This window comes from Mesorhizobium sp. M0830, assembly GCF_040319965.1.
Taxonomy (GTDB): domain Bacteria; phylum Pseudomonadota; class Alphaproteobacteria; order Rhizobiales; family Rhizobiaceae; genus Mesorhizobium.
In genome coordinates this window covers 1-26,778 of the sequence record NZ_JAMYOR010000077.1, presented here as the reverse complement: position 1 = coordinate 26,778, position 26,778 = coordinate 1, and the positions used below count along the sequence as shown (strand labels likewise).

26 protein-coding genes and 1 pseudogene are annotated in these 26,778 nt (G+C 60.7%); 17 read left to right on the top strand and 10 right to left on the bottom strand.

Annotated elements, in window-relative coordinates:
* The 3 genes and pseudogenes from NKI20_RS29940 to NKI20_RS29930 form a co-directional block, all read left to right on the top strand.
* Positions 1 to 571, top strand: a pseudogene (locus NKI20_RS29940) (hypothetical protein); the annotation flags it as partial.
* Positions 571 to 921 carry a helix-turn-helix transcriptional regulator gene (locus NKI20_RS29935; protein ID WP_352837335.1) on the top strand — a complete coding sequence of 117 codons (351 nt, stop codon included), beginning with the start codon at positions 571 to 573 and terminating at the stop codon, positions 919 to 921. The pseudogene NKI20_RS29940 and the gene NKI20_RS29935, both read left to right, overlap by 1 nt.
* On the top strand, positions 918 to 2,027 hold the full coding sequence (locus NKI20_RS29930) for a helix-turn-helix transcriptional regulator (protein WP_352837326.1): 1,110 nt from the start codon (positions 918 to 920) through the stop codon (positions 2,025 to 2,027). Before NKI20_RS29935 ends, NKI20_RS29930 begins: the two co-directional genes overlap by 4 nt.
* An 833-nt stretch (positions 2,028 to 2,860) precedes the next feature.
* On the opposite strand, the gene NKI20_RS29925 is transcribed toward NKI20_RS29930, so the two are convergent.
* The 5 genes from NKI20_RS29925 to NKI20_RS29905 all read right to left on the bottom strand — a co-directional run bounded on the left by NKI20_RS29925 (position 2,861) and on the right by NKI20_RS29905 (position 7,189).
* Positions 2,861 to 4,633, bottom strand: coding sequence for an adenylate/guanylate cyclase domain-containing protein (locus tag NKI20_RS29925; RefSeq protein ID WP_352837323.1), 1,773 nt, complete (start codon positions 4,631 to 4,633; stop codon positions 2,861 to 2,863).
* Positions 4,634 to 4,955: 322 nt separating this feature from the next.
* The gene (locus tag NKI20_RS29920; protein WP_352837320.1) at positions 4,956 to 5,468 is read right to left on the bottom strand and encodes an OmpA family protein; all 513 of its coding nucleotides are present in this window, start codon (positions 5,466 to 5,468) and stop codon (positions 4,956 to 4,958) included.
* 10 nt (positions 5,469 to 5,478) lie between these two features.
* The gene (locus NKI20_RS29915; RefSeq protein ID WP_352837317.1) at positions 5,479 to 6,138 is read right to left on the bottom strand and encodes a L,D-transpeptidase; all 660 of its coding nucleotides are present in this window, start codon (positions 6,136 to 6,138) and stop codon (positions 5,479 to 5,481) included.
* Positions 6,139 to 6,537: 399 nt separating this feature from the next.
* Positions 6,538 to 6,768: a hypothetical protein gene (locus tag NKI20_RS29910; protein ID WP_031260381.1), complete on the bottom strand. Its 231-nt coding sequence runs from the start codon at positions 6,766 to 6,768 to the stop codon at positions 6,538 to 6,540.
* A gap of 118 nt (positions 6,769 to 6,886) precedes the next feature.
* On the bottom strand, positions 6,887 to 7,189 hold the full coding sequence (locus NKI20_RS29905; protein ID WP_352837314.1) for a hypothetical protein: 303 nt from the start codon (positions 7,187 to 7,189) through the stop codon (positions 6,887 to 6,889).
* A 233-nt stretch (positions 7,190 to 7,422) separates the two neighbouring features.
* On the opposite strand from NKI20_RS29905, the gene NKI20_RS29900 reads away from it, so the two are divergent.
* From NKI20_RS29900 to NKI20_RS29865, 8 genes are all read left to right on the top strand, one after another.
* Complete coding sequence (locus NKI20_RS29900) at positions 7,423 to 8,565, top strand: helix-turn-helix domain-containing protein (protein ID WP_352837311.1); 1,143 nt, start codon at positions 7,423 to 7,425, stop codon at positions 8,563 to 8,565.
* 400 nt (positions 8,566 to 8,965) lie between these two features.
* A complete protein-coding gene (locus tag NKI20_RS29895) occupies positions 8,966 to 10,615 on the top strand; it encodes a putative bifunctional diguanylate cyclase/phosphodiesterase (protein WP_352837332.1) in 1,650 nt (549 codons plus the stop codon).
* Positions 10,616 to 10,788: 173 nt separating this feature from the next.
* Positions 10,789 to 11,313, top strand: coding sequence for a ubiquinone biosynthesis methyltransferase UbiE (locus NKI20_RS29890; RefSeq protein ID WP_352487089.1), 525 nt, complete (start codon positions 10,789 to 10,791; stop codon positions 11,311 to 11,313).
* Positions 11,310 to 12,488: a methyltransferase domain-containing protein gene (locus NKI20_RS29885; protein WP_352487072.1), complete on the top strand. Its 1,179-nt coding sequence runs from the start codon at positions 11,310 to 11,312 to the stop codon at positions 12,486 to 12,488. Before NKI20_RS29890 ends, NKI20_RS29885 begins: the two co-directional genes overlap by 4 nt.
* A complete protein-coding gene (locus NKI20_RS29880) occupies positions 12,485 to 14,851 on the top strand; it encodes a SpoIIE family protein phosphatase (RefSeq protein ID WP_352837309.1) in 2,367 nt (788 codons plus the stop codon). The genes NKI20_RS29885 and NKI20_RS29880 overlap by 4 nt, the downstream gene beginning before the upstream one ends.
* Positions 14,852 to 14,853: 2 nt before the next feature.
* The gene (locus NKI20_RS29875; protein WP_352837306.1) at positions 14,854 to 15,414 is read left to right on the top strand and encodes a slr1658 superfamily regulator; all 561 of its coding nucleotides are present in this window, start codon (positions 14,854 to 14,856) and stop codon (positions 15,412 to 15,414) included.
* A gap of 18 nt (positions 15,415 to 15,432) precedes the next feature.
* The gene (locus tag NKI20_RS29870; protein WP_352837303.1) at positions 15,433 to 15,771 is read left to right on the top strand and encodes a slr1659 superfamily regulator; all 339 of its coding nucleotides are present in this window, start codon (positions 15,433 to 15,435) and stop codon (positions 15,769 to 15,771) included.
* Positions 15,772 to 16,002: 231 nt separating this feature from the next.
* On the top strand, positions 16,003 to 16,611 hold the full coding sequence (locus NKI20_RS29865) for an ATP-dependent DNA ligase (protein ID WP_352837300.1): 609 nt from the start codon (positions 16,003 to 16,005) through the stop codon (positions 16,609 to 16,611).
* Positions 16,612 to 17,146: 535 nt separating this feature from the next.
* On the opposite strand, the gene NKI20_RS29860 is transcribed toward NKI20_RS29865, so the two are convergent.
* Genes NKI20_RS29860 through NKI20_RS29840 form a run of 5 tightly spaced genes read right to left on the bottom strand, consistent with a single transcriptional unit; the run spans position 17,147 to position 21,891 of the window.
* Positions 17,147 to 18,466, bottom strand: coding sequence for an NAD(P)/FAD-dependent oxidoreductase (locus NKI20_RS29860; RefSeq protein ID WP_352837297.1), 1,320 nt, complete (start codon positions 18,464 to 18,466; stop codon positions 17,147 to 17,149).
* Positions 18,463 to 19,446, bottom strand: a complete 984-nt coding sequence (locus NKI20_RS29855) for a branched-chain amino acid ABC transporter permease (RefSeq protein ID WP_352837329.1) — start codon at positions 19,444 to 19,446, stop codon at positions 18,463 to 18,465. Before NKI20_RS29855 ends, NKI20_RS29860 begins: the two co-directional genes overlap by 4 nt.
* On the bottom strand, positions 19,443 to 20,351 hold the full coding sequence (locus NKI20_RS29850) for a branched-chain amino acid ABC transporter permease (RefSeq protein ID WP_352837294.1): 909 nt from the start codon (positions 20,349 to 20,351) through the stop codon (positions 19,443 to 19,445). Before NKI20_RS29850 ends, NKI20_RS29855 begins: the two co-directional genes overlap by 4 nt.
* Positions 20,348 to 21,097, bottom strand: a complete 750-nt coding sequence (locus NKI20_RS29845; protein WP_352837290.1) for an ABC transporter ATP-binding protein — start codon at positions 21,095 to 21,097, stop codon at positions 20,348 to 20,350. Before NKI20_RS29845 ends, NKI20_RS29850 begins: the two co-directional genes overlap by 4 nt.
* A complete protein-coding gene (locus NKI20_RS29840) occupies positions 21,094 to 21,891 on the bottom strand; it encodes an ABC transporter ATP-binding protein (protein WP_023762420.1) in 798 nt (265 codons plus the stop codon). Before NKI20_RS29840 ends, NKI20_RS29845 begins: the two co-directional genes overlap by 4 nt.
* Before the next feature lie 126 nt (positions 21,892 to 22,017).
* On the opposite strand from NKI20_RS29840, the gene NKI20_RS29835 reads away from it, so the two are divergent.
* Genes NKI20_RS29835 through NKI20_RS29810 form a run of 6 tightly spaced genes read left to right on the top strand, consistent with a single transcriptional unit; the run spans position 22,018 to position 26,371 of the window.
* The gene (locus NKI20_RS29835; RefSeq protein ID WP_084025714.1) at positions 22,018 to 22,752 is read left to right on the top strand and encodes a GntR family transcriptional regulator; all 735 of its coding nucleotides are present in this window, start codon (positions 22,018 to 22,020) and stop codon (positions 22,750 to 22,752) included.
* Positions 22,749 to 23,231 (top strand): DUF3830 family protein, encoded by a 483-nt coding sequence (locus NKI20_RS29830; RefSeq protein WP_352837286.1) that lies wholly within the window; start codon positions 22,749 to 22,751, stop codon positions 23,229 to 23,231. The genes NKI20_RS29835 and NKI20_RS29830 overlap by 4 nt, the downstream gene beginning before the upstream one ends.
* A gap of 1 nt (position 23,232) precedes the next feature.
* A complete protein-coding gene (locus NKI20_RS29825; RefSeq protein ID WP_023762417.1) occupies positions 23,233 to 23,586 on the top strand; it encodes a TIGR04076 family protein in 354 nt (117 codons plus the stop codon).
* Positions 23,583 to 24,638, top strand: a complete 1,056-nt coding sequence (locus tag NKI20_RS29820) for an aldo/keto reductase (protein ID WP_352837283.1) — start codon at positions 23,583 to 23,585, stop codon at positions 24,636 to 24,638. The genes NKI20_RS29825 and NKI20_RS29820 overlap by 4 nt, the downstream gene beginning before the upstream one ends.
* Positions 24,635 to 25,063: a DUF4440 domain-containing protein gene (locus tag NKI20_RS29815; RefSeq protein ID WP_352607818.1), complete on the top strand. Its 429-nt coding sequence runs from the start codon at positions 24,635 to 24,637 to the stop codon at positions 25,061 to 25,063. The genes NKI20_RS29820 and NKI20_RS29815 overlap by 4 nt, the downstream gene beginning before the upstream one ends.
* 48 nt (positions 25,064 to 25,111) lie before the next feature.
* Positions 25,112 to 26,371: an ABC transporter substrate-binding protein gene (locus tag NKI20_RS29810; RefSeq protein ID WP_352837280.1), complete on the top strand. Its 1,260-nt coding sequence runs from the start codon at positions 25,112 to 25,114 to the stop codon at positions 26,369 to 26,371.
* Positions 26,372 to 26,778 lie beyond the last annotated feature (407 nt).

Sequence of the window (26,778 nt, the reverse complement as noted above, 5' to 3'; positions counted from 1 at the left end):
ACGGCTCTATCAACGGACAAATCTGCTTCCAACGCGGCGACGAAGCAGACTTCATCGCCCGCAAATGGACTTCTTCAACAGCCTGCTAAGCCATGCAATCAGTTCTGCGGGAGGCATTCTGTTTACCGCCAGTGCCGGCGAGATCCGCTGGACCAGTTCTCCCGGCACCGCGGAGTTCATGCGCGCATTTGTTGACGGCGGTTGGGACAAGCGCAATTCGCGGGCGACGTGCTTAGCCCCCATGAAATACCCTGGGTTCGTGCACGACCTCGACATCTTCACCAGAGAAGAGGTCGACCGCGACCCGTTCTACACTGAACTCTGCCGCCCTAAGGGAGTAGGCTGGGCGGCGGGGACCATCATCGATGTCCCCAACGGTGACATGATGGTCTACAGTTTCGACCGTGCTGTCGAGGCCGGACCTTATGACCGCTCCGCTATTAATTTCCTGGACAGCTTGAGGCCGCATCTGGCGCGTGCGGGCATTATGGCGGCCAGGCTTCACTTGGAACGTGCGAAATCGGCGTTTTGTCTTTCGCATCGCTCGGGCTTAACGAGGAAAAAGCGGTGATGCACCTGCTCCCCCTCCGTCGCGCCGCCCATGATATTTTCAACAGTGCAGCCTGCATCGCCCTCGTTACACCGGTCGGCAAGCTCAATCCGCCGGCGGAGGCGCCCCTGAGCGGACTCTTCGATCTGACGCAGGCGGAAGCCAGGATTGCTCATGCTCTCGGGTTTGGACGCACCCCCCGTTCGATCGCCAAAGATCTCGGCATCAGCTACGAGACTGTTCGCAATCACCTCAAGACGGTCTTGGCGAAGACCGGGTCCCACCGCCAGGCTGACTTGCTGGGGTTGTCGGCGGGCACGTCGCCTCCTCGCTCTGAATCGGACCACATTCGCCCGGAATCGCTGGCATGAGCCGATTGGGGGTAGAAAGCAGCATCATCGACCGAATCTACGAGACGGCGTTCCTTCCGGAGCTGTGGGTCGATGTGCTCGATCGGATCGCTCTCCTTGCGCGCTGCGACGGCGGTTTTCTGTTTTCAGTCGATGCACAGCAGCGGGTCCGGGCAGTGACCTCGGAACGATACGGTCCGCTGCTCGACGCATATGTCGCCGGGGGCTGGGGCGCGCGCAATATTCGGGCGCCTCGCCTGGCAAACATGAACTATCCGGGGTTTGTCGTTGATTACGATGTCGTCACGCCCCACGAAGCCGCCACCGATCCATTTTACGACTACTTGAGAAAATACGGAGGTGGCTGGGGCACGGGTACAATAATCCCCATGCCAACTGGCGACTTGGTTGTGTTTGATATCGAAAGGTCCGGCGACAAAGGACCGTTGGACCGGTCGGTTCTTACTTCGCTCGACCAGCTTCGGCCGCACTTGGCACGTTCGGCTCTTATGTCGGTTCGTCTTGGCCTTGAGCAGGCACGCGCGATGAGCGAAGCGTTGGGCAAAATAGGTTTACCCGGAGCCGTACTTCGTGATGACGGAACAGTGCTCTCCACCAACTCTTTGATGGAAGCTTTGGACAAGCAGTTTATTCCGCTTGCAAGGGGGAGACTTGGTATGTCGCATCGGCCCGCGCATGATCTGTTTCATGCTGCAGTGGCCGAATTTACCTGGAATGGCTCGGGTGTACATTCGTGCTCGATTCCCATCCCGGCGATCGACAACTCTCCTGCATGCGTTGTCCACCTGATACCTGTTAGAAGACGAGCACGGGACATTTTCTCGGGCGCAGCGATTTTGCTGGCGGTAACCTCACTAGCAAAGCCTGATACTCCTCCCGCCCATGTACTTAATGGGCTTTTTGATCTTACCCCCGCGGAAGCGAACGTCGCGAGACAGTTGGTGGGGAGGCATAGCGTGGGGGAGATCGCAGCAACGAACTGTGTATCGCGCGAGACAATTCGCAGACAACTCAAATCGGTACTGGAGAAGACCGGGACCAAAAGACAGGCGGAACTAGTGGGTCTTCTAACCGGAGTTCAACTCCCGCGCGGGACATCACCTTAACTCTTCGGCGAATATGCCCTAAGTTTGGGAACTCTAATTGTACCCGAACAGGAGTTGTGACTTCAGGCCAAAGATGAGCTTCTAAATGCTACAGGCAGATATGCAGGAACTCCACGCGGCAGTTGCAGAGGCCAATAGCAGCGCGGAAGGGGAATCGAAGATCATGACTAGCGCTCGCCAGCCGGCAGACGGGCTTCGTCACTCACGCCGGCGGGAGCGGTCCGGCACCCTTGTCGGTTTGGGTGACGTGAGCAAGGGCACCAGGCCTGGCCGGTAGGTCCGGTATGGCTAGATGTTTAGTTCCGGCATGTGGTGGAGCGGATTGAGTTTGAAGCGTTCGGGCGCCGCCATGCCCCTGCTGTGGCGGACGCATGATCGTCATCGAGGTGTTCGAACGCTGCAGGCAGCCGCGCGGACCGCCGGGCGCACGGACGACGAACCGGGAGACCGCGCCATGACCCGGCATGGCCGTTTGGCCACTCGGCCGCGCTACGCCGACGTGGGTCAACGGAAACGCATGTGCGCTTCGCTGCGGCGCCAGTCTCCCGGTGCCCAAACCCCACCGTCGTCATCGCGACAGGCCCCCGACCAGGCCGGAAAGCTACTTCCTCGACATCCTGACAGCACCGAACGCGGACGTTCGCGATAGGCGCTGGCACAGCCCGAAACACAAATCCCCATAGCTCACCGCCTGCTGCCCGTGGGTTGCTGCATGAGAGGCTTTCGTACGCCTGACGGCACCCGAAACCCTTCAGCGTTCCCGCCTGGCACGGAAGCAGTAGGTCCGCTTGTGGTGCAGGGAAGAACGATTGCGGACGTCGATGCAGAGGAGCCTAGCCCTTTTCCCTGGCGTCATTCTCAGCAGAATCTAAATTCGGCCGCTCAATCCTTCGCGCCTCAACATTGTAGACGCGAACGTGCCCTTCGAGGCCTTTGAACTGGCGAGTACCGAGGTCAACGATCGGCGTGTTGCCAGGCAAATGGCGTGCCACGGAATAATCGATAAGGATTTGTCCATCTTCAGCGGACGAACACAGCCTCGATGCCAAGTTCACCACATTGCCAATTGCGGTGTAGTCAGCGCGGGCCTCATAGCCAATTCGACCCACCGTTGCCCACCCCATAGCGAGCCCCATGCCGAAGCCAATCTCATAACCACGCTGCCGCCACCCAGATATGAGCTCTTGTGTGGAATCCTGCATGTCGACAGCCATTTTTACGGCATGAAGCGCCGGCTCTTCACATGGAACCGGGGCGTTGATGAGAATCATCAATCCATCCGCCGAAAAACTGGTCAGCGTTGCTTCATACTTGGTGATGATCGCGCCGAGCGCCTCATAGTACTCACGCAGGACCTGCATGAGGTTCTCAGGCTCAGCGTGCGCTGAAAATGCAGTAAAGCCACGCAAGTCGCTAAAAACAGCGACTACTTCTGCGCGCTGTCCAGCAAGCATTCGCTCGTCACCGGCCTTCTCTACGAGTTCCGCAACCTGTGGTGCAAGGAAGCGCTTCAACCGCGTCAGTCGCTCCGCGCGGTCCCGCGATGTGGCAAGTTCCTGCGCCATTTGGTTGAACCGAGCAGCCAACCGCTCAAGTTCGTCTCCAGTGGAGATGTTGATCCGGTGATCGAACTGTCCAGCACCGATCTTGAGAGCGCCCTCCTCCAACAGGAGGATAGGCCCGCTCATCCGTCTGGCAAGCCAATATGCGAGCACCGCCGCAAGGACTGTGGCGAGGAACAACAACCCGCCGGTCCGCCACAATGAAGCGTATAGAGGTGCAAAAGCCTCTGCCTGCGACTGCTCGACAATTACCGTCCAGCCGGCTGCGGCAACCGGCGCGCCAGCAGTCACAACGCGTTCATTCTCGGCGTTGCGGCTTGCAATCGCAGTGCCGCCCGCGGCAGCGATCGCATCCTGCAATTCGCGCAGGGCCAACGCTGCTTTCTCGTCGGCGCCCTGCATCACTTTGCTGATCGCGGGGTGAGCGATGATGCGGCCGGCCTGGTCGATGACAAATCCCTGGCCGCTGCGGCCCACGCGGATTTCGGAAACGATGAGCCAGATAGGCTTCAGACTGATTTCGGCGATGACCGAGTTGGCGACGACCAAATTGTCGTAACTGGCCATCGCCATGGTAATGGAGGGTTCGGAACCCGGGCGATAGATGACTGGGCCGTACCAGACCTTCGCCGTCCTGACGCCCACCACAGCGGGATCGCCTGAACGATCCGCCCCGCTTTCTGTCCTGTTTTTGCCAGTGCGAGAGATGTGCAGCCGCTCCGCGCCAGTACCGTCGACAATACTGATGCTGAGGATTCCCGAGGCCTGGTGCATCGCTCGTACGGCAAGAAGCCGGAGCTGTTTCACGCTGGCCATATTCGACCCTTCCGGGGGGATCGTCGAGCCGAGCGCAAGCTGGATGCTGTCAAGAAAGCTCTCAATTTTGACGGCCGCCGATGTTGCCTCGGACTGCAGCAGGGCACTGAGGATCGCATGCTGGTCGACATAGCTGAACCAAGTGTTGCTGATGCTACCGGCGGCCATCGGAAAAATGGCCGCCGCGAACAAGACTAGAAAATACTTCTGAAATAGCGATCGACGCATGCATGCGGCTTTGAGATTGGAGGCAGGTCTCCCACGTGATGCGACCCGACCATAGGTCGCGACAGCTCAGTTGCAGAAAGGTAACCTAAATTATTGCGTCTTGGTATGGGCTGAGCCGTTCCCACTCATGGTCGCGTCTCGTGCCTTCCACGGGGTTGGATAAAGGAATGTTTCCCGGATCGGGGAGAGTGGCAATCACGACCCTCAGCTTGATGGTGTCCGCGTTAGGGCAACGACAAACTTTGCCTGTTAGGCCGAAATGCGGCGAAAGCAGCCATGCCGCCGTCGCATTGTGAGACTCTGATTTGGTGACAAGCAGCCCCTACGACTCGTCCCTCTCATCGCGCAAATTAGACACAACGCGGCGGTTCTGCGACCTGCAGGCGGCATCGGGGCAGTCGCGGACGAGCCTGTCCTTGCCGTAGCCCTTGGCCCACATGCGGTTGCGGTCTATGCCGCCGGCGGCGAGGTAGTCCATCACCGCATCGGCGCGCTGCTTCGACAGCGCCGTTTCACTTGCGCCTGGATCGTCGGCGAAACCCTGCAGCTTGAGCAGCCAGCGCGGATGCTTTGCTAACCAGGCGATCTGGGTGTCAAGGGTGGCCTTGGCGACAGAATCGAGCGCGGCCGAACCTTGCGCGAAATAGGTGCGGCGGCCGACATTGAGGATAAAATCCTCCTCGCTGCCCGGCTGCACGTTCTGGAAACCGGCAATCTCGGTGTTGGTGACGTCGGGGGTGGGAGGGGCCAGCGTGTTGCTGGTCGAGCAGGATGCGGCCAGCACCAGCAGGCCGGCGGCGAGCAGCCGGCGTGTGGTTTCAATCATGCGGTTCATGATGCGCCAATCATTCGACAGTGGTGGAAGCGGGCGCCTGGTCGGCGATGTGCGGTAGGACCTCCACTGCGGTGCCGATCGGGCACCGCTGGTAGAGGTCGATGATGTCTTCCGGGAACATGCGGATGCAGCCGCTGGAAGCGTCGGTGCCGATGCTCCATGGCTCCAGCGTGCCATGCAGGCGGTAGCCGATGTCGGCGCCGTCGCGGTACAGATAGAGCGCGCGCGGCCCGAGCGGATTGTTGGACGCGCCGCCTGCGACCATGGGCGGCAGGTCCGGCTTGCGCTTACGCATTTCGGGGGGCGGGACCCATTGCGGCCACAGCGCGCGGCGGTCGATCGTCGCGCGGCCGTACCATTTGAAGCCGTCCTTGCCGACGCCGACGCCGTAGCGGATGGCGGTCTTGTTTTCCATGATGAGGTAGAGGAAGTGGTGGCGGGTATCGACCACGACGGTGCCGACCGGCTCGCTGCTGAAATACTTGACGATCTGGCGATGCCATCTCTTGTCGATCTTGGCGAAGTTGGTCTTGCGATAGACAAAATTGTTGTCGCTGGCGGTACCGGCGAAAAAGGATTTTGCCGTCGCGGCTTGAACAATATTGCCGGTTGCACCGACCGCGACCAGCGCCAGGCCGCCGAGCACGACACCCCTCCGTGATAAAACCATCGGCAATCCCCCCATGCCGTAAGCCTGACGGACCATAGTCGAGAATTATTTCGCCTCAAAGTGGAAAATGCTGCAGTTGGGCCGCAACCGGAATGGCAGCTACTGGCGTCCCAAAAGCGATGGGAGACATTCAAGCAGATGGGATTGTCTCTGCCTGACCCACACACGACAGCCGACATCACGGCTAAGAGGTCGGTTTGCACTAAAACCGAAGTTCCGAAGCATATCTCAACCACCGGATGGAGCGGGATTGGAACCACCGTGAACTCGTGTCCGCGCCGGTTTTCAAATCCGGTGCCTTGGCTAAAGCTTCGTGACTGAACGGATTCATGCGACGCCTTAGGTTATTGCTTCCATCTCGTTTTACTAAAACCGCTGCGCACTTTTGGGCGACATATACTAGTGCCCGGTTCCCGCAGCCTTTTGCCGACGACACTTGACCGCCTCCAGCAGTTCGCGCTCGCCGGTGTGAACATTTTGAAAAATGGCCACGACCATCACCGCCAAGATTTCGGCGTCCGGGTCTAAAGGGTCGAGATGTTCATTCGCGCAGACCCGATCGAACACACGTTCGCAAATAGCCAGATCGTGAGGGCTGAGGCAGGAGTGATTGAAACGCCGACGCAGCATCTGTGCGAACCTTTCAGCGCCTGCCGCCCGTGCTTTGCGGCGGGCTTTTTAGTGATGAACCGCTGTCACGATGGAATGCTTAGGTGACAATATCGTCCACAGGTGTATTGGAATCAGTTTACCTGCTACCTGATGATTGCTCTGTTAAGAGTCCCAAAATCAGCGCGCACTCACGAGCTCTATATTGCCCGGCAGTCATAAGCTGGTAGTAATCTCTCTGCTTGTCTTCCGGGACGTGAAATCCGCGTCGAAATTCCGCCGCTTCTTTCGGAGTTCGTGTACAGCCGAGTTTGCTGGCGGTGACTTTCAAACTTGCCAGCGAGCATCCGATCTTTGCCGCAATAGCTTCCAACGGCTCATTGTTACCGTATCCGTCAAGAATTACCTTGCGACGATCTTCGCCGTTGAGCTTTGTGTTCATTTCGATGACATCCTCAACTCACTATTTCACGATGCCAGATTCTATACGCATCAGGTTGAAGAGTGTCGTTATCTTCGCATCCAGAAACTTATCCCGGAATGCATTTCTTAACGTAATTCAGCGTGATCGCCGTTTCGGTCGACTGGAGTTCCGCCAGCCTTGCCAGATGCCTGAAATACACCACATGATTGAAAGGGGCATGGGCATACCCGATTCGGATATGGCACCACGCGATGGACACCAAGAGGCAAGACGAGGCTCCTGCGAGGCAGCCGCGGGACCGAGACCGACGTCGTTGGTCGCGCGAAGACCAACCCCGCAATGAGGCCGCTCCGTCGTTCGCGCCGATGCTCGAACCTCTGTGCTTTTCAACGCTCGAGCTGGCGCCAGGGGATCAATTCGCCGCTTGGCAAGCGCAAATGGCGCCGCTTGTCGAAGTTAGGTTGCCGGACGACAGATCGCTGGACGATGGTTTCCCCGCCGACCACACAGCCTGGAATCTCGGTGGCGTGCTGATCGTTCAACAGCGCGCGCCGGCACATAGCTACATGCGTTCCGCCGCGAAGCTCCGATCCAGTTCGATCGATCACTGGTACATCGTCTTGCCGCGTAGTGGCCGGTCATGGACGGAGGTCGATCGCCGCGTTGCGGAAAACCAGCCGGGCAATTTGGAGATCAGGTCGCTTGGCTACCCGTTTCGCGGGAGGGTAACGGACTCGGAAAGCCTCTTTCTCTATCTGCCGCGTGATTTGTTCTCTGATGCGGCGTCAACCCTCGACGCAAAGAACAATACAATTATGTCCGGCAACTTTGCCAACCTCTTTGCCGACTACGTCAACAGCATAGAAGCAAGACTGCGCAGTCTCACGGCTGAAGATCTGCCCCGCATCGTACACGCTACCCGGAGCATGATCATTGCCTGCCTCGCGCCTCCGGCGGAACATGCCGCGGCCGCCGAACAATTGGCGAGTGTCGCGCTGATGGAGCGAGCGCGTCGATATGTCCAAACCAATCTGGATGCGGCTCATCTGGCACCCGATTCAATGTGCCGAGCGCTCGGCGTATCGCGCTCTCGTCTCTATCAATTATTCGAACCGAGCGGTGGTGTTCTCCATTACATACAAAGTCGCCGACTTCTGGCAGCCCATGTTGCGCTTAGCGATCCGGCGGACAGCCGACGAATTGTCGATATTGCTGAGGCCTTCGGGTTTAGTTCAGCGGCTAATTTCAGCCGAGCATTCAGCAAGGAATTCGGTTACAGCCCCCGCGAAGGTCGCAGTACTGTGGTGTTGCCGCGCCCCGCCCACTCTGTTTCGCTTGCTGAACACGAGAAGGCGTGTTCCTTTGAAGGTTGGCTCAAAGCGCTCGGAAGCTGAGTACAAGATTGGCGGTGGTTGAGGGGGCGGGCTCAAAACAGGGGAAGGCCACGCCGCCTCACGGACCAGAATATTTCGTGCCGCGTCTACCGCGCCATCAATCATATTGCCAATTCGAAACAATTCCCGATTTATTAACCAACTGTGATTTTTGACTATTATCGTCGAAAACCACAGCAGAGCACGCATTGCACCTACGCCGTATGCCGCACTTGTTAAGACTGCGAGTTAAAAGTTTGCCAAGCTTGACAGTTATGTTATTTTTGGACTGGGCGGCGTGGATTCGCGCCGCTTATGGAGGTGACTCTTGGCTCCAGAGGCATCAGGCGTCGGCAACGGGAGTGACGGGGCTTCCTCAAGCGATGTTCGACGTCCCGGCGAAGCGCTTCTCGCTGACCTTTTGGCCAACACGACCGAACTTTTGTCGTTCTACGACCGCGACTTCTGTCTGACCCACTACGCAACCAAGCTCAGGGGCGTGTACGGAGGCGCGGTGACACCGGGTGCAGCCCTTTGGGAGATCTACCCGAGCTTCCTCGATGCAACGTATCGCGGCGAATTTCTTCGTGTGTTCCACGGTGGCTCACCGGCAAGCATCGACTTGCCGCGGTCATCGGGCGAAGGGCTGCGGTCCGTTTTTGTTTTCGCCACTGCAAATGGTGTTGGAATCATTGAATCAAGGGGGCGCGATGGGCGCAGCGTGACGGACGAGCAAGAGCATGTAATTCTGCTCCATCAGGCGACGCACGACGTGCTGACCGGACTGCAGAATCGGCGGCGATTCGGCGAGCGGCTTCAGCAAGCGTTGGCGGCCCTCGGTGAACTGAAGCCGAAAGCCGCCCTGCTGCAGATCGACCTTGACGATTTCAAAGCAGTCAACGACACGCTCGGGCATGGAGCAGGCGATACGCTTCTTCAGCTCGCGGCGGGCCGTATCCGCGACGCGCTGCAGGACGGCGAATCCGCGTACCGGTATGCCGGCGATGAGTTCGCTGTCATCCAATTGGGAAAAGAGCAGCCAGCTGAAGCTGAGCGCCTTGCCGGTTCCCTGGTCGACGCGTTCAAGAACCCGTTCGTCATCAACGGCATTCCCGTCTTCGTCGGCTCGAGTATCGGAATTGCTTTCGGGCCGGAGCACGGGACCGATGGCGAACAGTTGATGAAAGCCGCTGACATTGCTCTTTACGCGGCCAAGACAGATGGACGCGGCTGCGCTCGAATATTCAATCGTTCGATGCTGCTCTTGCTTGAGCAACGCGAGAATCTGAGACGCAGCCTTCGAACCGCGCTGGAGCGGGGCGAGCTTTATCTGGAGTATCAGCCGCTCATTCGGCCCCCCTCGTCAGTGATCGGTTTCGAAGCGCTGCTGCGGTGGCGGCACCCTGAGGTCGGAATCATTCCACCTAACGTGTTCATACCGATCGCCGAAGCCGACGGTCTGATGGAAGAGATTGGACGATGGGTGCTCGAGGAAGCCTGTCGCCAGGCATTGACGTGGCCTTCCTCGCTGACAGTCGCGGTGAACCTGTCACCAGCTCAGTTCCTTAGCGGTTCACTGACGGACACCATCGCCCAGATCATCGACGCAGTTGGAATCGAAGCCGACAGACTTGAACTTGAGATAACGGAGACGGTCCTGCTTGAGAAGACGATCGACAATATCGATACGTTGAATACCCTGAACGTCCTGGGAATACGAATTTCGCTCGACGATTTTGGAACATACTACTCATCGCTAAGCTATCTTAAGAACTTTCCCTTCGATACTCTGAAGATCGATCAGTACTTCATTGCGGACCTGGAGACCGACCTCAAAAGCCAAACGATCGTGCGATCGATCATGAACCTGGCGCACGGCCTAGGGATAAATGTCACTGCCGAGGGGGTCGAGACATCGGCACAGGCACGGTGGCTGATCAAGGAAAATTGCGATTGTCTGCAAGGTTATTTCCTGGGGCGGCCTCTCCCAGCCGAGGCGATCGGCGATTTCATCAAGCGGTCCCCGCCGAGGGTGGCACGAGCGATGCAGGAATCAAATCGGGCGCTCTAGCGCTTCGAACCCTTTTGCTAACGATGAAGTGGGGATTTGTGGAACGATCGAGGGCAATACCGCGCAATTGTTCAAGTCGGTGCCAGACTGCCTGACCACGGGCGTTGAAGTTTTTCGTCGCGGAGGCCATCACCCCGCGGGGTTCAATGCTGAAGCAACAAGTGAGGATGCCGATGGGACCTGTTCATCATGACTTGGCTGACGGCGGACCGACCTTTGAACCCATGATCCAGATCGACATGGGAATCAAAGCTTTTGTCTCAGCCTGGAGACACTGCGATTATGTCTCGACATACATGGCCCGGATGATCAGTCAGAACAGGTCTGACTCGGTCCGGCATTCAAATCTTTTTTCCTCCGCCTTCAACGAATTGCTCGAAGTCGCCTTTCGCACGCGCCATGCCGATGGCGAACTGGCATGCAGGGTGTCTCGCCATGGCGCGACAGATAGGATCGAGTTGACATTTCCTTGCTTGCCGGCGGAGCGCCAATTTTACGAAGAAGCCGTGTCGCAACTTGCAGGAATGGAGGCCAGAGAGCGATACCTCAATTCGGTGTCTGGGGATCTCGCGCCGAGCCGCGGGGTCATACTCGTGGAACTGGCTGTCGACTACAACGCGACACTCTGGATCGAGGAGGCCGACGGCGATGCAATCAAGCTTGTCCTAGATCTTCCGCTCGAGGGCTTGCAAAATTGAGCCCATACGACCTTCTCCCGCGCTTTAAGGCGCAATATGACGCGAACAACCAGGAGTTCTCCATATCGGGAGTGGTCCGGCCTCAGGCGATCGATGAGCTTGGGCCCAGCATAGCATTGCTTCGCGATGCGATCGGCCGTGTGCGCGGCGTTCTCTACGTCAATGTCAGGCGCCTGACGCAGATGAACAACGCCGCGTTTCACATCTTTTCGAGGATCATCATCGACGCCTGTCGCGCTCGACCCGATCTCAAATTCGTCGTCATCACGTCAAGCGTCGTCGGATGGACCTCGCGAAAATTCGGTCGCCTGAGCGGAATTGAACCGAACATCACCGTCGAGGAATATGATACCGAATTCTATCCGGGGCAGGGCTTTCTTGAGGAAGGCGGGTTCGTGCCGATCCTGCGTACTCAGACAAAGATGACATGGCGCCACGAGCGGGCAATCTTGCCGCGACACGGGATGAGGCCCGGGATCGTCATGGCCGACATCTGTTGCGGGATCGGCGATTTCGCTGTGCTCGCGCAGAAGGAGTTCCAGCCATCACGCATCGTCGCCCTCGACCACTCCAGATCAAGCCTGAACTATGCTCGACGAGTGATGCGGGAGTTCGACATCCGAGGCATCGAATATACGTATGGCGATGCGTCGGAGATGCTGCTCGACGAAGCGCAGTTCGACTTGGTCACCTGCCGACATTCCCTGCAAATCTTCAATCGACCTGAACTCATCCTCAAGGAGCTCTACCGCATCTGCAAGCCAGGCGGTCGGGTCTATATCACGAACGAAAAGAATTCGCATTGCCTCGGCGAGCCGCGCGGCGAAAGCATTCGCTGGACCTACGACGAGGTGGCGAAGCTGTTCGGGCATTTCGAGATGGACGTCGAGCTTGGGCCCAAGAGTCGGCGATACCTGGTGGAAGCTGGATTCGAAGACATCCTTGTGGAGACCTTCATGGTCACTAACCTGGACGGCGATCCGCAGGACTTCGCCGATGTCATTGCAGCCTGGGCGGATGTCTATGCGGGCGAGATGGCGACCAGACGCGGCGATGGGCCGGAGTTCGTCACGCGCTTTCGGCAGGGCTTCGAGGACCACATTTTCGCTGCGCTCCACCCCAAGGGTTATGCGGGTTGGCCGATCTGGGTCGCATCGGGGCGACGGCCGCAATGAAAGCCGCCGATGAGGGAACGCCGCGCTTCGGCTTGCGCTCGTTTCGAGCGAAATTCGTGTTGGTCGTTGGCGGCGCCGTGCTGTTCGACCTCCTTTTGAGCGGTGGCCTGGCGCTTTGGAACGTTCAAAAGCTGTCGCGCGATGCCACATCGGAAGTCGGTGAGGGCCTGACGACCGCAAACCAGGAATACATTCGTTCCTATGCCCAATCGACAGCGCTGAGCGTCGACCTGCTGCTCGATCGAGTTCATGGGGACGTCAAGGCGTTGGCCGGCGTGCTGCAGGCCCAGATCGACGATCCAAGCAGGCAGCAACAGGTCGGAGCCACCCTTTCGCAGCAAGCGCCCGGCTCGGTAAAGGTGGTCTATGACGCGCAGGGCGATTGGGCACAGAACCTGCCGGGCGCGCCGTCCGTGGTCAGCGTCTGGGGCTACCTGCTGGGCGCCGACCACAGTCCGCTGCCAAGCGTCCAGCAGGCAATAGAAGACAGCACCGTCCTAGACCTCGTTGCGCCGACGCTAATGGCCAGCGGGTCATCCAAACTGCAGATGTATTATATTGGTCCAAAAGAACGGCCGATATTTAGGACCGTACCGTATACGGACCAGGCACAGACCTTCGACAAGCTCTATCCGGGCCACAACAAGGCGGAATTCTGGGAGTTCTTCTTTCCGGGTATCTACGGGTCGTGGCAGCAATGGGCTAGGGATCCGGCCTCTCGGCCGGTGCCCGATGACATTACCCAGACGGCGCCCTACACCGATGCAATCACGGGAAAGCTGATCGTCAGCTTTTTCCATCCGCTGTGGACGCGTGATCACACCGGTATTGCCGGTACAGCGGGAGCAGACATCACTCTCGACCAACTCGCGGAAGTCGTCGAACGTGTGAAGATCGCTGAAACCGGGTTCGGCTTTCTCACGATGTCGACTGGCAACGTGGTGGCGATCAATCCGTCGGGCCAGGCAATCATCGGCCTGACGTCATCGAGCGATGCGGGCAGCCAAGGCGTCACTGGCCTGGAGAGGTCACTGCGGGGAAGCACGCAGCCGGCTATCGCATTGCTGCCTCTCGACCAGAACAATGACGGCGTGATTCAGCATATCATGCTCGACGACAAGGGCGAACACGTACCCTACATTGTTGTCCTCAAAAGGTTGAAGCCAACCAATCTGTGGAGTTCAGGACCGATCAAGTCCGAAACGATGTCGGTCGGGATCGTCGTTCCCGAACGGGAGATCTATGCGTCCCTGTTCGCCGCGCAGGACAGTATTTCCCGCGCGACCAACCGTGTCCTGCTTTTTCAGATCGCTGCGATCGTCGTTTCGCTTCTGATAGTTTTTGCCGCCGTGCTCGGAATTTCGAAGCGGATCACCGCGGGTCTCAGGTCGCTCGCCAGCGCCGCCCAGCGGCTACAGTCCAAAGATTATTCGGTCCGCGTGAGCATTCCAACGCGCGACGAGGTTGGAGCGGCAGGAATCGCTTTCAACCGGATGGCCGAGCAGATCAGCTTTCACACGGAAAACCTCGAACAACTCGTCGACGAACGAACTCGGGAACTCGGGGACGCCAATCAGGAGATTTCCGCACTCAACGAAAAGCTGCAGGACGAGAACGTCCGCCTTGGCGCCGAACTCGCGGTCGCCAGGCAGATACAGATGATGGTCCTGCCGAAACAATTCGAACTCGAAGCGATTCCGGGTCTGGAGATCGCGGCCTACATGCGGCCGGCCGACGAGGTCGGCGGTGACTATTATGACGTCCTGCAGAACGGGTCACGGGTCAAAATCGGCATCGGCGACGTGACCGGTCATGGTCTCGAGAGCGGCGTGCTGATGCTCATGGTCCAATCCGTTGCACGCGCGCTGCAGGAGACCGACGAAAGGGATCCGCACCAGTTTCTGGATCGGCTGAACAGAGCGATCTACAAAAACATCGAGCGGACGAACACCGGCAAGCATCTCTCGCTGGCCTTCCTTGACTTCGAAGATGAGCGGGTAACGCTATCCGGCCAGCATGAGGACGTTCTCATCGTGCGTGCGGACGGGGACGTCGAACGTATCGACACGATGGATCTGGGTCTGCCGGTTGGCCTGGAGAATGACATCTCGAAGTTCATTGCCACGCGCGACATTGTGTTCGGGAGCGGCGACGTGATCGTGCTGCACACGGACGGAGTGACCGAGGCGGAAGACCAAGACAGAAAATTGTTCGGATTCGAGCGCCTCTGCGAGAGCGCACAAAAGCGTCGCGGCAGCAGCGCCGAGGACATCAAGACCGGCATCATCGACGATCTGATGGCCCATATCGGGATCCAAAAGATCCACGACGACATCACCCTCGTGATCATAAGGCACACATAGCCATGACAACGCTGTTCGGGACCCCTGACGTTGCAATCGGGATGAAGGAGAGCGTCAGTCGCGTGCGGCTGTTCGACGGACCTCTCGACTTGAGTTGGCGTCATTGTGCCACGACCTCGGACTTCATCGCCGATCTTTTCGCGTTGCGCTTCCGGTCGTCCCGCAATGACTACACGGAAGTGCGTCACAGCATTGGATATCTGGTCAACGAACTCATCGAAAACGCCGTCAAGTTTCGCGCACCGGGTGAGATCTTGATCGAGGCGTCGATGGATTCGGAATGCTTCAAGCTCAAGGTGTCGAATGACGTCGATGGTGAAGATGCGTCCGAGTTCCAAAGTCTCCTGGCAGACATCACGGTTGGCGACCCCATGGACCTGCTGATACAGCGAATTGAAGCCAATGCCGCGAACCCCGACGTAAGAGGCTCCGGACTTGGATTGCTGACGTTGATGAGTGACTACGGTGCGCGCCTAGCTTGGATATTCAGCGCCGCCGACGAAAGCGATCGGATTTGCGTGGAGACATATGCCTCCATTCCGATCTCGCAAATTCACAACTAAATGAAACGAAGCTAGGCTATGGAAATCAAGACAGACGACTACCGCGTATGGAATGAAGGAAGCGAAATTTTCTTCGACGGTGCAATGCGGCTTGCCAGTTCCGACGCCGGTGCGCCTGTCACGGCGTTGGCGACCAGTGTGCTTGCCTCGAATCCCGCTTCCATTACGCTCAATCTGAAAGACCTTCACTTTCTCAACTCTTCCGGCATCAACCTGCTGGCGAAATTTACCATCGAGGTGCGCAAGCATCCCGATGTTCGACTGGTCGTGCGCGGAACGCCCGACATACCCTGGCAATCGAAATCATTGCCGAATCTGAAGAAGCTGCATCCTGCTGTGGTGCTTTTGATGGACTAATCAGGTCGGTCGAAATTGGCCAAAAGACTGCCTGGTGCAAGACCGCCGCAACGAGCGAGATATGTACGCCAGGACAAGTATGTGGATGCGAAGCTAACGACAATCCGGCCTGGTGCGCAGATGCTCGCAATGGCTGGGCGGGGCTTGGCACAGGCGGCAGGCGTCCAGGTTAGGGGGATGTCGGGCTGCCTGTGCCGATCGGCCGCCGCTGCGCGGTCAAAGGTGGCGTCATTGAGTAAGCGTGCCAAGGTGAACGGCGGCCGGCTGGAGTTCATTCCGCCGCAGATCCCGACTCGGGTCAAGGAGCCGCCCGAAGATGAGGGATGGCTTCACGAGGTAAATCTTGACGGCTACCGAACGCAGATCATCATTGATAATGGCGGCGTGCGTCTTTACGGCAAGAACGGTCGCGACTGGACCACGAAATACTGGCCTATCGCGCTGGCTGTCGAGCTGCCATGCCGGGCTGCCATTATCGACGGCGAGGTCGTTGTGCCTGGCGAGCAGGGCACTCCCGATTGCCCTGCGCTGGAAGCCGCCATCTGGAACGAACCGGGCCGGCTGGTGTTCGTCGCGTTCGACATCCTACATCTCGACGGTCGCAATCTAGGCTCCTTGCCGCTGCTACAGCGCAAGGAGGCGCTGTGGCAACTGGTTGAGCACGGCCCCGGCAAGATCCAGTACAGCGAGCATTTCGAGGGCAGTGCGCTAGCGATTTTCCGCGCCCTCGAAAAGGTGGGGCTTGAAAGCATTATCTCGAAGCGCGCCGACAGCCGCTACAGGAGCGGACTGTCGAATACATGGCTGAAGGCCAGATATTCCGAGGGACCCGATTTCTGAGCTTCGACGACCGCTTCTGGCGTAACGACGACCTCAGGATGGCGCCAGCAATGTCCGCCTTTGATACGCGGTCAAGTCGGCCGGAATGACCGACATTGGGCGCTAAGCTGACGCTAGCGGCGAATTTGAACCGAATACCCCGTCATCCCATATTCATGACTTGTGCTTCGAAAGTCGCAAAAAAGGCGGTGTGGAACGCAAGATGCGAGAACACGAAGGCGATTGACTCATTGGGTGATGACGCCGTTGTCCGCAGCACAACGAGCAATTCGATTGAGCCCGGTGCGGTTACGAGCTAGTGCGAGGCCATCAACTGGTCACGTGCCAAAATGACGCCGCTCCTACATTGGAAGTGCGAGATCGCCGTCCGATATTGCGGCGATGAGGCGCCTGTTCAGAATCTAATGTGGGCAGAGTCGCTCGCCGTCCCCAGTCCTCCGGACGCTGATGACCGCAGCAAACAAATTAAGCTGACGATCCTCCGACGTACCGATAACCACTCGTTGCGCGGCGGGCATATTCCTCCTCGAAACACTCACGCTCGAAGAACCAGATTCGCATTGTCCAACCGGTCGCGCAGCATGCTCCAGCCGAGCAAAATATTGGGCGCATGCCGCAGTATCGCATGGAACGGGATCGGCGCTGGCGCCACAAAGGGCAGCGGCAGGTCGCGGGCGTCGGTTCCAGCGGCCCAATCGGCCAGCACCTTGCCCATCGCCGTGGTCATGGCAATGCCGCGGCCGTTGCAGGCGCGCCCGGCGATCAGGCCGGGACCGAGGTCGATCAGGTGCGGCAGGAAATCCGGTTCGACCGCTGCTATTCCCGACCAGCTATAGGCAAGCGGCGGCAAGTCGGGCAGGTCGAGATGCCGGCCAAGCCGCCGCCAGATTGTCTGCGGCACGCGCGTATCGGCGCCGGCGCCAAGAATATGCATTCCGCCGCTGATCAGCCGGTTTTCGGCGTCGAAGCGGAAGGTGAAGAGATTGCGCCTGGTGTCGCCGACACCTTGCCCGCCGGGCAGCAGCCGCGTGCGGATTTCGCGCGGCAGTGGCGCTGTCGCGATCTGGAAGACTTTCAGCGGGAAATAGGTTCGCTGCAATGACGGATTGAGGGACCAGCCATAGGCGTTGGTGGCGATCAACACCTTGGCAGCGCGTACCGATCCCGAAGGCGTTTTCAGCATCCAATCATCGGCTATGCGATCAACCGAGGTGACGCGCGTCCGCTCGAAGATCTTCGCGCCGGCTTTCTCCGCCGCATCGGCGAGCCCGCGCGCGTATTCGACCGGGTTGAGTACGCCGCCAGAACGATCCATCCAGCCGCCGACATAGCCTGGCACGCCCGTCAGCGCCTCGACCTCCTGCCGATCCAATGTGGCTGCCGGGCGGCCACGTTGCGCCCATTGCCCGGCACGTGACTTGACCTTCTCGAAGGCGGCAAGCGAATGCGCCGGCTGGATCCATCCGCACTGCACGGCGTCGCAGTCGATGCCGTGCTGCCGGATCAGGCGGAACACCAGATCGGCACTGCCGGCGGCGAAATCGATCAGCCTTTCGCCACGTGAAGGCCCGAGATGGGCCAGTATGTCGGTCGGGTCCATCTTGGCGAAGTTCGGCACGACGAAGCCTGCATTCCTGCCGGTCGCGCCCCAGGCGATGAATTCGGCTTCGAGAACGGCGACGGAAAGCCCTTTCCCGGCCGCGTGCAGCGCGGTCGATAGACCGGAAAAACCGCCGCCGACAATGGCGAGGTCGACATCGCGCCCACCTTGCAGCGCGGGCCGCTCGCGCCGACTGCGGCTGACGGTATGCCAGAGCGAAGGGCCATGTGCCTCCTGCCGGACCAAGGCGTTCATGACCCGGAACTGCTCTTGGCTGCAGCCACCTTCGCCCGTTTGCCGAAGCGCGGCCGCCGCCGCCTATCGCCGAACAGGCCGTTCGGCCGGATCAGCAGGATGACGCAGAGCATGATGCCGATGGCGACGATCTGCAGCGAGGCGGCGCGCGCCTGCTGCTCGGGCGGGAACAGCACGCTGGTCAGCGTGCCTGACCCCGCCCATATCGCCCACACTAGGATGCTGCCGATGACGGCGCCGAGATTGCTGCCCGAGCCGCCGACGATCAGCATCACCCATACCTGGAAGGTCAGGATCGGCAGGTAATTGTCCGGCGCGATGAAGCCGGTGAAGTGCGCCTGCAGCGCGCCGGCCAACGCCATGATGGCGCCGCCGACGGCAAAGGCCTGGACGCGGTAGAAACGCGCGCTCTTGCCCAACGAAATCGCTGCCCGTTCGTCCTCGCGCAGCGCTTTCAGCACGCGCCCCCAGGGGCTGCGCGACAGATGCTCCAGAGCGAGGTAGGCGATCAGCGTCACCACCGAAACGACGGCAAGGTTCGACAGGTTGAACAGCAGCGGCGTCTCGGCCAGGCTGCCGAAGGGGCGCGGGATGAAACCGATGCCGAACGGTCCGCCGGTCAGCTTCTGCGCGTTGAGCGCGACCAGTTGCACCACCACGGCAACGCCGAAGGTGGTGATCGCCAGATAGTCGGATCTGAGCCGCAGCGTCGCCATGCCGGTAAGGGCCGCGGCGATGCCGCCGACGACCATGGCGCCGAGCCAGCCGACAAGAATCGGCAGGCCAAAGCCGCCAAGCCGCGCGGCATCGTCCGGTGTGGTCAGCAGCGCCGAGGTGTAAGCGCCGATGGCGACGAAGCCGGCGAGGCCGACATTGAACAGGCCGGTCAGGCCCCACTGCAAATTGAGCCCCAGCGTGACCAGCGAGAAGATCAGCGCGGTGGTCAGGAAGAAGGCGCCGTAGCCAAGCAGGTCCATCAGCGTTCCCTCACACCAAACAGGCCGATCGGCCGCACGAACAGCACCGCCATCAGGATGATGAAGGAGACCGCAGCGCGCCATTCGGCGCCGATCAGTTGCACCGCGCCGGCTTCGGCCAGCCCGATGATCAGGCCGCCGAGCACGGCGCCGGGGATGCTGCCGATGCCGCCGAGAATGGCGGCGGCGAACATCGGCAGCAGCATGTCGAAGCCCATGAACGGGCGGATCTGCACCAGAATGCCGATCATCACGCCGGCCACGCAGGCGAGCGCCCCGCCGATGACCCAGGTGACGCGCACCACGCTGGCGACGTCGATGCCGACGATGCGGGCCAGCGCTGCGTTCTGGCTCAGGGCCTGCATCGAGCGGCCGGTCTGCGTGCGCGTCATCAACAGATGCACGCCGAGCACCAGCACGGCGGTCAGCAGCAGCAAGGCGATCTGGTCGGGCGTGATGCGGATGCCGAAGCCGATCGGCATGGCGATCTGAATGGCGCGGCTGAAATAGGTCGGCCGCGAGGTGAAGGTGAATTCGAGCAGGCTGCGCAGCGCCATCGACGCGCCGAAGCTCGCCATCACCACGATGATCGCCTGGCCTTGTGAGCGCAGCCGCGCGAACAGCACCTTGTCGAGCAGCAGCGCCAACAGGGCGGTGAAGGCCATGCCGACGACCAATGCGACAATCAGCGGCCAGCCGAAGGAGAGGGGAGTAATGGGTGCCACCTTACCGGCCATCGCGCCGATGGCGCTGACGACGGCCAGCGTCGCATAGGTGCCCCAGGCCATGAAGTCGCCATGGGCGAAGTTCGAGAAGCGCAGGATCGAATAGGTGAGCGTCACGCCGATGGCGCCAAGGCCGATCATCGAACCTGTCAGCAGCCCATCGACGATGAATTGCAGGCTCATGCCCCACCTCCCGTATCGGGCTTACGGGGGCGCTGGCCGAGATAGAGTTCGGCGACGACCGGATCGTTCCACAGTTCGGCGGCGACGCCCTCGTGCCGATCCTTGCCTTCGACCAGCACATAGGCGCGGTCGCCGATGGCAAGCGCTGCCTTTGCATTCTGTTCGACCAGCAGGATGGTGACGCCGGATTTGCGGATGCCGGCCAGCATCTCGAACACCATCGAGACGAATTTCGGCGACAGGCCGGCCGACGGTTCGTCGAGCACCAGCACCTTGGGGTGGACGATCAGCGCCCGTGCGACGGCCAGCATCTGCCGCTGCCCGCCCGACAGGTTGCCGGCAGCGGTCCGCCGTTGGCGGACGAGGTCGGGAAAGGCGGCATACATCTCCTCGATGCGCGCAGGAATCTCGCGCCGCTCGAGGATGCCGCAGGCGACTTTCAGATTGTCCTCGACCGACATGAGAGGAAAAATGTTTTCGGTCTGCGGCACGAAGGCCAGGCCTAGCCGCACCATGGTGTGCGCGGGCGCGGCAGTGATGTCATTGCCGTCCAGAAGCACCGTGCCGCGGCTGATCGGGACGAGGCCGGCGATAGCCTTGATGAAGCTCGACTTGCCGGCGCCGTTGGGGCCGAGCACGACGACGATCTCGCCCTTGCCGACGGTGATCGAGGCGCCACGCACGATCGGCACGCCGGGTTCATAGCCGGCTTCGAGATCACGGACATCGAGGACGGTCTTGCTCATGCCGCGCCTCCGAGATAGGCCTCGATGACGCGCGGGTCGCGTGCGACCTGTTCGGCCGTGCCTTCGCTGAGCAATTGGCCGCTCGCCATGACGAGGACGCGATGGCAGAGCCGCGTCACCATGTCGATGTTGTGCTCGATCAGCAGGAAGGTGATGCCTCGCGCATTGATGTCGCGGATGCGGTCGATGATGACTTCGAGCAGCGTTGCGTTGACACCCGCCGCCGGTTCGTCGAGCAGGATGATCGCCGGGTCGGCCATCATGACGCGGGCGAGTTCGAGCAGTTTGCGCTGGCCCCCGGAAAGCACGCGCGCCGGCTCATGCGCGAGATGGGTGAGGGTGACGAGCTCCAGCAGTTCGAGCGCCTTTGTCCTGGCTGCTCGTTCCTGCGCCGCCACACGCCACGGGGTGACGAAGTTGGCCAGCAGCCTTTCGCCGGCCTGGCCCTGTGCCGCCAGCATGATGTTTTCGATCAGTGTCAGATTGGGCAGCGGGCGCGGGATCTGGAAGGTGCGGCCAAGGCCACGACCGATGCGCAGATGTGCGGCTTCGCCCGAGACAGGCGTGCCATTGAGAAGGATCTCGCCGCTGGTCGGCAATATGCTGCCAGCGAGCAGATCGAACATCGTCGTCTTGCCGGCGCCGTTCGGGCCGATCAGGCCGAGGATTTCTCCAGCCCTGACGTCGAACGAGACATCGTTGACGGCGACAAGGCCGCCGAACCGCCTGACGACATTCCTTGCCGTCAGAACCGGCGCGCGGGTTTCCCCTTGCCGTTTGGTTGCCTCGCTCATCAAACCCTCTGGCCGAAGACGATCGTTGCCGTCTCCTGATTATGATTTGTGATCACACTTGCTTTGATCACGCTATTCGGGTTTAATTTCATCCGCAAGCCGAAAACCGGCCAAGAACGGAATTCCATGCAGAAGGCTGCCATCGAAAAGAACAACGAGGCGATCGCGGCCCAGCTTGCGCCGGTCGGCCGCGAAACCGTGCAGGACCGTGTCTATTCCGAACTGCGCCGTGCCTTGATCGGCGGCCTGTTCGAGCCGAGCCAGGTGCTGACCATCCGTGGCTTGGCTGACGCCTTGGTCACCTCGACTATGCCGGTGCGCGAGGCGCTCGGCCGGCTGATCACGGAAAAGGCGCTGGAGGCGCTGCCCAACCGTTCGGTGCGCGTGCCGCCGATCACACTGGAACGCCTCGACGATCTCTTGCGTGCCCGCATCCTGATCGAGGGCGAGGCGATCGCGCTGGCCGCGCCCCGCATGGGCCCGCGCCAGATCGCCACCATCGAGACCATTCTCGGTGAATGGGACGAGATGCGGGCATTGAAACACAAGAAGGACGTCGATCGCGAAGTGACGCTCAACCAGAGCTTTCATTTCGAGATCTACCGCTCCTGCGGCTCGGCCGTGCTGATCCCGATGATCGAGAGCCTGTGGCTGCAATCCGGCCCCTGCATCCGTGTCGCAATCTACGCCTTCTCGGAGGCCGGCGAGGTCGACACCGCCCAGTATCACCGCCGCATCGTCACGGCGCTGTCCACGCAGGACGCGCAGGCGGCGCGCGAGTCGCTGGTCGCCGACATCAGTCGACCCTTCACCTTCCTGCGCAGCAAGCTGCAAGCTGCCGCCGCGAAAGACCAGACATGACCGCCATCAGAATCACCGAGCCGCGCTCGCAGCTTTCCGTCACGGCGCTGTTGCTGCCCGAGAAGGCACCGGAAAACGCCGCCTTCCTATCGGAATATCTCGGCATGCCACGCGTCGTTCCGGGCATCCATGCGATGTGGACGGGGCCGGAAATCTCCTGTCCGGTTCCCGCAGCCGATCTCGAGGGCCAGGCCTATGCCAGGCCGTTGCCGGCCGAGAACGCGACGCTGAACCCGCAGCCGGGCGATATCGTGCTGTCCTATGTGCCGCCACGCATGTGGGGCGGCAACCCCAACGCGATCTTCGATATCGGCCTGTATTACGGGCAGGGGGCGCGGCTGCTGTTTCCGATCGGCTGGCTGGCCGGCAGCGTGGTGGCGCAGGTGCCGGCTAAGGAGCGCGAACAGTTCGCCGCCGCATGCGGTGTTATCCGCCGCAATGGCGCCTGTGACATCACTTTCAGCCTGGTGGAGGCCTGAAATGGCTGACGACAGTTTCGAGCTGTTCGATCTTCGCGTCGAGGCGGTCATCCCCGAGGGAAAACCGATCTACTGCGGTGCCAAGGCTGGCGACTATTTCGAGCTCAAGGGCGAGATGCTGTCGATGCCGGCAGGGCAAGGTTTCTCGATTTATTCGCTCGCCGCCGTGCTGCCGCTGCTGGCGGCGAAGCAGCGCCCGACGGACAGGAACGACTGGATGACCTCGGACGCCGAGATCGCTTGTCCCGATCCCAATTGCGCCAGCCGATTGCGGATCGTCAGGATGGGCAAGCGGCGGTTCAACCATGCCGAAACCACGGCCGTGCCGCTGCCGAAAGAGAATGACCTGACATGACCACCAAAACCTTCGAACTCGGCCCCGGCTACATGATATCGCGCGTCATTCGTGGCGGCTGGCAGCTGGCCGGCGGCCACGGCGCTGTCGACCGCAGCCAAGCGGTGGCCGATCTGATCGCAACCTTCGACGCCGGCATCTGGACCTATGATTGCGCTGACATCTACACCGGCGTCGAAGAGCTGATCGGTGCCGCGCGCCTGCGGCTGGCCAGCGAGCGCGGTCTCGATGTTGCCGCCAGGATGAAGGTGCACACCAAGCTGGTGCCCGACCTTGAACGACTGGCCAGCATAAGCCGCGACTATATCAGGGGCATCGTCGACCAGTCGCTGCGGCGGCTGAAGACCGAGCGGCTCGACCTCGTGCAGTTCCACTGGTGGGACTATGCGCAACCTCGCTATGTCGATGCGATGGGCTGGCTCGATGAACTCCGGTTGGAAGGCAAGGTGCGCAATCTCGGCACCACCAATTTCGACACGCCGCGGCTGGCCGAAATCCTCGCCGCCGGCATCCCGCTGGTCAGCCAGCAACTGCAATACTCGGTGCTCGACCAGCGGCCGAGCAAGAGCCTGGCGGCAGTCGCTTCGAAGAACGGCGTCAGCTTCCTCTGCTATGGCTCAGTCGCTGGTGGTTTCCTCAGCGACAAATGGCTTGGCGTGGCCGAGCCCGCCACGCCGCTCGAAAACCGTTCCCTGGTCAAATACAAACTCATCATCGATGATTTCGGCGGCTGGGACCTGTTACAGGAGCTGCTTCAGGCGCTGAAGGCCGTTGGCGATCGCCGCGGCGTCGACATCGCCACCATCGCCAGCGCCTGGGTGCTCGAACAGCCGCAAGTCGCCGCTGTCATCGTCGGCGCCCGCAACCAGGCGCATGCGCTCGCCAACGCCAAAATCATGAATATCGCGCTCGATGCCGAGGATCGGGCGCGGATTGCAGCCGTCATCGCGCAAGGCACTGGCCTTGAGGGTGATGTCTACACGCTGGAGCGCGACCGTCACGGCCGTCACGGCTCGATCATGCACTACAACCTCAATGCGGGGAAGAAATGAGCGGCGAGCGCTCCCTGTTTTCACGCGCCAGCGCCGAGGTTATCGACCTGCATCGCTTCTTCGTCGACTGGTTCGTTGCCGCGCGAGCCAACACGGCAGACTTCGGCCGCTTCGAACGCGCCATGGGCGAAGACTTCAGCATGGTGGCGCCGGACGGCCAGGTCCTGGATCGGGACGCGGTCGTCGATCATGTCCGTACAAGCCGCGCCTCTTGCGACGACGGTTTTGCCATTTCGATCGACGACATCCGGCCCGGCTGGCAGGACGCCGATACCATCGTCGTCCTTTACGTCGAGGCCCAGCTGCGCGGCGGCAAGCACAGCCGCCGCCAGTCGAGCGCCGTCTTCACCACCAGTTCATCGGCGCCCAACGGCGTCGAATGGCGGCATCTGCATGAAACCTGGCTGCAGGTGCCGGAACGCTGAACAGGCTCCAGAGATCAAATACAGTTGAGTAACGAAAGGGGAACAACAATGACAAAGACGATACTCCAACTCACCACAGCACTTGCTCTTGTGACGATGGCGGGTGCGGCACAGGCCGCCGACTGCAAGATCACCGTTGGCCTTGTCATGGAACTGACCGGCCCGGCCGGAGAATACGGTCAGGCCGGCGCCAAGTCGGTCGAGATGGCCTTCCGCGACATCAACGCCGCCGGCGGCGTGCGCGGCTGCGACCTGGCGACCGATACGCGCGACAGCCAGAGCCAGGGCAACATCGCCGTAGACGCCGCCACCCAGCTCGTTCAAGTCAAGAAAGTGCCTGTGATCATCGGCGGCATTATCTCGTCGGTGTCGATCCCGATCCTGACCTCGGTCACGGCCCCGGCCAGGATCGTCCAGGTCTCGCCGGCTTCGTCCTCGCCGACGCTGACGGCGCTCGGGCGCGACGGCAAGACCAACGGCATCTTCTTCCGCACCATCACCTCGGACGCGCTGCAGGGCGTCGCCGCGGCCAAATATGCCGTCGACAAGGGCTTCAAGAAATTGTCGGTCATCCATGTCAACAACGACTTTGGCGTCAACATGGTGGCCGAATTCTCGCGCGCCTATAAAGCGCTCGGCGGCACCATCGTTTCCGACACGCCCTACAATGAAAAGCAGTCGAGTTATGCCTCGGAAGTCACGGCGGCAATGGCTGGTGAACCGGACGGCCTTTATCTCGTCAGCACGCCGGTCGACGGCGCAACGGTTGCTCGGACCTGGATTTCGCAAGGCGGGGTGCAGAAATTCCTGCTCAATGACGGCATGAACAGCCCGGACTTCATCGAGTCCGTCGGCGCCGATTACCTGAAGGAAGCTTACGGCACATCCTCCGGCACCAGCCCGACCGCCTCGACGGAGTATTTCACCAAGAATTACAAGGAATTTTCCGGCATCGAACCGTCCAACCCGGCGGCCGACCGCTCCTACGATGCCGGCGCCATCGTTGGCCTCGCAATCGCCATTGCCGGTTCGGAGGAGCCGGCCAAGATCAAGGACGCGATGTACAAGGCGGTCGATCCGGCGGGCACGCCGATCTTTGCCGGCAAGGAAGAGTTCGCCAAGGCGCTCGGCCTGATCAAGGACGGCAAGCCGATCCGCTATGAGGGTGTCATCGGCCCGGTCGCCTTTGACAAATTTGGCGACATCACCGGTCCGTTCCGGCTGTGGAAGATCGTCGACGGCAAGGTGACCACCGATGGCGAAATGACCACCGACGATGTCAACGCGCTGCAGGCCAAGCTTCAGTAGAATGACTTTTCGTCCGGCGTCGATCCGACCTCATCGCGATCGATGCCGGACGGTCGGCCCTGTCCGCATTGTCCACGGATGGTCAAGCGGCGCATGCACGGACAAGGGTTCGACCGGCCGGCGATCATGGGTTAGGATTGGCCGATGTCGCCCGAAACCCAACAGCTTCTATCCGCTATCGACAATCGGCTGGGTGCGGGCGGCGTGCTCGCCGGCGCAGATGTGAACCAGCGCTATCGCGATGATCCCGACGGCAAGCTCGGCGCGCTTCCTGAAGCGGTGCTGCGCCCGCGCCCCACCCCGGGGGTGGGGCCCGCCCACCCCCCCAGGAACCCAGACGGGCCCCCGGGGGTGGGGGCGGGGGGGGGGCCCGGGGGGGCCGGCGCGGGCCGGGGGCCGCCCCGCGC